The sequence below is a fragment of the Methylobacterium aquaticum genome (assembly GCF_001043915.1).
Lineage (GTDB): Bacteria > Pseudomonadota > Alphaproteobacteria > Rhizobiales > Beijerinckiaceae > Methylobacterium > Methylobacterium aquaticum.
The window spans coordinates 1-5,330 of the sequence record NZ_LABX01000284.1; the positions used below are offsets into that span (position 1 = coordinate 1).

At 72.5% G+C, this 5,330-nt stretch carries 5 protein-coding genes; 4 read left to right on the forward strand and 1 reads right to left on the reverse strand.

The window, feature by feature from the left end; genetic code table 11:
- Window positions 1–110 precede the first annotated feature (110 nt).
- From rutA to VP06_RS29395, 3 genes are read left to right on the forward strand one after another with little or no spacing between them, the layout of a single operon-like run.
- On the forward strand, window positions 111–1,208 hold the full coding sequence (gene rutA / locus VP06_RS29390) for a pyrimidine utilization protein A (protein ID WP_048467361.1): 1,098 nt from the start codon (window positions 111–113) through the stop codon (window positions 1,206–1,208).
- Window positions 1,205–1,669, forward strand: coding sequence for a hypothetical protein (locus VP06_RS37440; protein WP_053082083.1), 465 nt, complete (start codon window positions 1,205–1,207; stop codon window positions 1,667–1,669). Before rutA ends, VP06_RS37440 begins: the two co-directional genes overlap by 4 nt.
- Entirely contained in the window at window positions 1,621–2,793 is a 1,173-nt protein-coding gene (locus VP06_RS29395; protein WP_053082084.1) for an amidase, read from the forward strand. The genes VP06_RS37440 and VP06_RS29395 overlap by 49 nt, the downstream gene beginning before the upstream one ends.
- A 3-nt stretch (window positions 2,794–2,796) precedes the next feature.
- Here the strand turns inward: VP06_RS29395 and VP06_RS29400 are convergent, their stop codons facing one another.
- Window positions 2,797–3,741: a LysR family transcriptional regulator gene (locus tag VP06_RS29400; RefSeq protein WP_053082085.1), complete on the reverse strand. Its 945-nt coding sequence runs from the start codon at window positions 3,739–3,741 to the stop codon at window positions 2,797–2,799.
- A gap of 70 nt (window positions 3,742–3,811) precedes the next feature.
- Between VP06_RS29400 and VP06_RS29405 the strand changes: the two genes are divergently transcribed.
- A complete protein-coding gene (locus VP06_RS29405; RefSeq protein WP_048467363.1) occupies window positions 3,812–5,191 on the forward strand; it encodes an MFS transporter in 1,380 nt (459 codons plus the stop codon).
- Window positions 5,192–5,330 lie beyond the last annotated feature (139 nt).

Here is a 5,330-nt window from a genome sequence, read left to right on the forward strand (position 1 = left end):
GTGCTGACGGCGCGGCGGGGGCGGTGATCCCCACCTGAAAACGGCCCCGATCCTGCAACGCCCATCCCGGACGGCCCTTCCGCCGCCCACCGGAACCCGGAGCGTCAAGCATGGATGTCGGCGTGTTCATCCCGATCGGCAACAACGGCTGGCTGATCTCGGAGGCAGCCCCGCAATACAAGCCGAGCTTTTCCCTCAACAAGGCGATCGTGCAGAAGGCGGAAGGCTACGGGCTCGATTTCGCCCTCTCGATGATCAAGCTGCACGGCTTCGGCGGCAAGACCGAGTTCTGGGACTACAACCTCGAATCCTTCACCCTGATGGCGGGCCTCGCGGCGGTGACCGAGCGGATCACGCTGTTCGCCTCGACCGCCGTGCTGACCCTGCCGCCGGCCCTCGTCGCCCGCATGGCGACCACGATCGACTCGATCGCGCCCGGCCGGTTCGGGGTGAACATCGTCTCGGGCTGGCAGAAGGCCGAGTACGCGCAGATGGGCCTGTGGCCCGGGGACGATTATTTCGGCTACCGCTACGACTATTCCACCGAATACGTCCGGGTGATGAAGGAGCTGTGGGAGACCGGAACGTCGAACTTCCAGGGCGAGCATTTCCGGATGGACGGCTGCATGATGAAGCCGGCGCCCTCCGGCCCGATCCCGATCGTCGCCGCCGGCCAGAGCGGGCGGGGCATGGAGTTCGCCGCCACTTACGCCGATTACAACTTCGTCCTCGGGACCGGCCTCAACACGCCCACGGCCTGCGCGCCGACCTGCGCCCGGCTGATCGAGGCGACGGGACAGACCGGGCGCGACGTCGGCTCCTACGTCCTGATGATGGTGATCGCCGACGAGACCGACGCGGCGGCGGAAGAGCGCTGGATGGCCTACCGCCAGGGCGCCGACGTGGCGGCTTTGGCCTGGATGCTCGACCAGAGCACGCAGGACAAGACCGCCTCGGCCGAGTCGACCGCGACCTGGATGAACCTCCCCGAGGGGGCGGTGAACTTCAACATGGGCACGCTGGTCGGCTCCTACGCCAAGGTGGCGCGGATGCTCGACGAGGCGGCCACGGTCCCGGGGGTGAAGGGCATCATGCTGACCTTCGACGATTTCCTGGCCGGCCTCGACACCTTCGGCACGAGGATCCAGCCGCTGATGGCCTGCCGGCAGGATCGCCCTCAGCATCATCACCCGGAGATCGCCGCGTGAGCGTCTCCGAGGCGCTGATCGCCCGCACCATCCTGGCCGGCACGGTGGCGCAAGCCGCCCCGGCCCGGGACCTGCCCTCGGCCTGGGAGCGGGACGCGCCCGAGCCGGGAGAGGCCGAACGGCGCCTGCGGGAGGCGGCAGGACCGACCGGGGAGGCGGCGCCCGTCGTGCCGCCCCTGCCGCCGGTCGAGGGCGGCCCGCTCCACACCCTCGGGATCGGCGCCCTCCAGGCCGCCTTCGCGGCGGGGGCGACCGACCCGGTGGCGCTCGTCGCGGCACTCACGGGACGCATCGCGCGCCACCCGTCCGGCCGGGACGCGGTCCTGGCCCCGGTGCCCGGTGCCGAGGACGCGGCGCAGGAGAGCGCCCGGCGGATCCGGGCCGGGCCGGGCAGGCCCGGCCCCTCGAAGGCGTGCCCTTCGGCATCAAGGACATCATCGACTGCGCCGGCGCGCCGGTGACCTGCGGCTCGCGCCTCACCGGCGACCGGGTGGCCGGGACCGACGCGACCGTGGTGGCGCGGCTTCGGGCAGCGGGCGCCATTCCGCTGGCCATGCTCGCCACCACCGAATTCGCCTGCGGCTCGGCCCACAACCCGCGCTACGGCGCGGTTGCCAATCCGTGGAACCGCACGCGCTGGACCGGCGGCTCCTCGACCGGCTCGGGAGCTGCACTCGCCGCCCGGCTGATGCCGCTGGCGCTCGGCACCGATACCGGCGGGTCGATCCGGGTGCCCGCTTCCTGGTGCGGCGTCACCGGCCTTAAGCCCACCCGCGGGCTGGTGCCGCGGACCGGCGTCGCGCCCCTGTCCTGGACCCTCGACCATGTCGGCCCGATGGCCCGCTCGGCCGAGGACCTCGCCCGGGTGATGCCCTGGATCGCCGGCCCCGACGGTACCGATCCCCACGCCGCAGGACGCTACGACGCGGCCCGGGCGCGGGGGATCGCCGGCCTCCGCATCGGCGTGCCGGACGGCTGGTTCACGACGATGCAGGACGATGCGGTGCTGGCCGCCTGGCAGGACATGCTGCGGGTGCTGGAGCGGCAGGGCGCCCGCCTGGTGCCGGTCGATCTCGGACCGGTCGCGACCGCGCATCAGGACGGCTACACGATCGTGATGGCGGAACTCGCCGCGCTCCAGGAGCCCGACCTCGACCGCGCCGCGGCGCTCGATCCCGGCACCCGCGCGCGGATGGACCAGGGCCGGCTCTTCTCCGCCACCGACTACCTGCGCGCCTTGCGCCGCCGGCCCGTCGTGCTGGCGCAGGTGCTCGACGCGCTGGCCGACGTCGACGTGCTGGTGACTCCGGGCCTCGGCGGCGAAGCGGCGGCCCTCGATACGCTCACGGTCGAGGTGAACGGCGAGGCCCACCCGCTCCAGGCGGTGCTGCCACGCAACACGATGCTGTTCGACTATACGGGTCTTCCGGCCCTGATGCTGCCGACCGGGCTCGGACGCACCGGGCTGCCGGTCGCCGCGCAGGTGGTGGGCAAGCCCTACGACGATGCCTTGTGTCTGGCGGTGGCGGCGGCGTTTCAACGGGAGACGGAGCATCATCGGATCGTGCCGCCGGAGGCGGGGTGAGGCTCACCGTTCGAGGGTGGTCTTCGCCGCCGCGACGAGCCACGCCGCCATGGCGGGGGCGACCGTGTCGGCCCGATCGCTCCAGCGCGCCACCTGGATCTTCGAGGAGGGCCGCATCTCGCCCCGCCGTACCAGGCGGGTCAGCCGGCGCCGTCGGAGAGCGTCGGCGACAAAGAGCGAGCGCGCGAGGACGATGCCGACGCCCTCCTGCGCCGCCTGCAAGGCGCCGCCGATGTCGCGAAAGCGCAACGCGGGCGGGCGCCGCCCGTCGTCGCCGAGCCACGTCGCCCAGGACCATTCGTTGCCGATGCCGTCGGCGGCCTGCCCCTTCGCGAGCAGCGGGAGCCGGCGCCAATCGCCGTCCTGACGGGATCGCCGGAGCAGAGGGGCGGCAACCGGGAAGACGGACTCGGCCGGAAACGGCGTTTCGCACCGGCACCCGCTCTGCGTCTCGCGCGGAAGCCAGAGCAGCGCCAGATCGACCTCGCCCGGCATCGAGCCCGGCGTGCCGTCCCAAGGCCGGCTCTCCCACGTCGTCACCTCGATCGTGAGAGCGGGAAACGCGGCGGCGAGATCGGGAAGGCGGGGCGAGAGCCACCAGGCGAGCAGGGCGCTGCTGACGCCGATCCGGAACGGCCGGGCCGCCCGCTCGCCCGACACCGTCTCCCGCAGACCCGCGAGCGTCTGGAGCAGCGGGGCGACATCCCGCGCCAGACGCTCGCCCGGCGGCGTCAGGCGCAGGCCCGGATTGAGCCGCTCCAGCAAGGGCACGCCGAAATACTCTTCCAAGGCCCGCAGCCGATGGCTGACGGCGCTCTGAGTGAGGCCGAGCTCGGCGGCGGCCCGGGTCACGCTCATGTGCCGCAACACGGCGTCGAACGCGACGAGGCCGGGAAAGGGGGGCAGGCGGCGCATCGGATTCGTCGTGAGCCCATGAAACGGGCTCATGAAACCGGCTCATGCGCTCCGTTTCAACTCTCATTTGCTTCGACGGCGCGTGTTCGCACTGATCGCGGCCATGATCAGCACCTGCCATCGCTCCGTCACCTGGGACCGGCGCGCGCGGCTCACCGCTTGCGTGCTCGGCCTGGGCGCCTTCCTGACGCAATTCGACGTGACGGCCCTGGTCGTCGTCATGCCGGAGATCGGCCGTGACCTCGCTATCGGCATGCCGAGCCTCGCATGGGTCATCGACGCCTACAGCCTCGCCTTCACGGCCGCCTTGCTCGCCGCCGGCGCCGTGGCGGACCGCTACGGCCGGCGCCGCGTGCTGCTGCTCGGGAACGCGCTGTTTCTCGCCGCCTCCGTCGCCTGCGCCCTCGCCGGGACCGCAGCCGCCCTGTGGGCGGCCCGGGCCGGCCAGGGCATCGGCGCGGCGTTCCTGATCACCGGTGCGATCGCATCGATCGCCGGCACCTTCCCGGATGCGGCGATGCGGGCCCGCGCTCTGGCCCTGACCGGGATCCTGTCGGGCATCGCGATGGCGTTGGGGCCGACCACCGGCGGCCTGCTCGCCTCCTCGCTCGGATGGCGCGCGATCTTCCTCGCCAACATCCTGCCCTGCGGACTGATCGCGCTCGCCGTTCCCCGCCGCGTCGGCGAGGGGCGGACGGGGAGCGGGTCTCCGATCGACTGGCCGGGCCTCTTCGTCCTGACGGGCGCGCTCGGCCTCGCGGTCGAGGGCATCCTGCTGGCGCAGGCCGCACCGATTGCGGGCGCGGCCGGCCTCGCGGCGAGTGCCGCGCTCACGATCGCCTTTGCGCGCAGGCAGCGCCAACGGGAGCATCCGCTGATCGATCCGGCCCTGGCGTCGGATCGCGGCGTGAGGGCCGTCATCGTGCTGCTGCTGGCCGTCTCGGCCGGCTACTGGGCCGTCCTCGTGTCCCTCCCAGCCTTCCTCATGGCAGCCTACGGGATGGACGCGCGCGCGGGCGGGCTCGCATTACTGGCCGCGACGCTGCCGATGCTGGTCCTGCCCCCGGTCGGCGGCCGCATGGTCCGGCGCCTCGGCTGGCGGCGGACGTTCGGCATCGCGCTCGCACTGATCACCGGCGGAAACGCGATCCTGACGGCCACGGCATGCGCCGGACCGTCGGACATGACCGGCGCACTCATCGGAATGGCTGCGATCGGAGCCGGGGCGGCCCTTGCCCATTCCCAGCTGACGGGAGGCATCGTCGCGCTCGCACCGCCCGAGGCGGCGGGCATGGCCGCGGCCCTCACGATGGTGGCGCGTCAGGCCGGGTTCGCGCTCGGCGTCGCAATCCTCGGCGCACTGGCACCGACAACGACCGACGGCGCGGGCTACGCGGCCGTCTTCGCCGTCGCGGCCGGCGCGGGCCTGATCGGGCTGGGGGCGTGCCGGGGGCTTCCGGGCGGCGCCGGTCGGCCGCGATGACGGCTCAGGCCAGGCAGATTTCGCCGAAGTGGTCACCGGTTCGGCGGCAAAAATCTGCTGTCAAACACGAGACTCAGCAGACTTGCGTTGGCCTGCCAACGCAAGTCTGCTGAGATCACTTCGCGATCGCGTTGCAATC

Bases quoted from the DNA above. Each gene is read 5' to 3' on its own strand.
- rutA (WP_048467361.1), top strand. From the start codon at position 111: ATGGATGTCGGCGTGTTCATCCCGATCGGCAACAACGGCTGGCTGATC.
- VP06_RS29400 (WP_053082085.1), bottom strand. From the start codon at position 3,741: ATGAGCCCGTTTCATGGGCTCACGACGAATCCGATGCGCCGCCTGCCC.
- VP06_RS29405 (WP_048467363.1), top strand. From the start codon at position 3,812: ATGATCAGCACCTGCCATCGCTCCGTCACCTGGGACCGGCGCGCGCGG.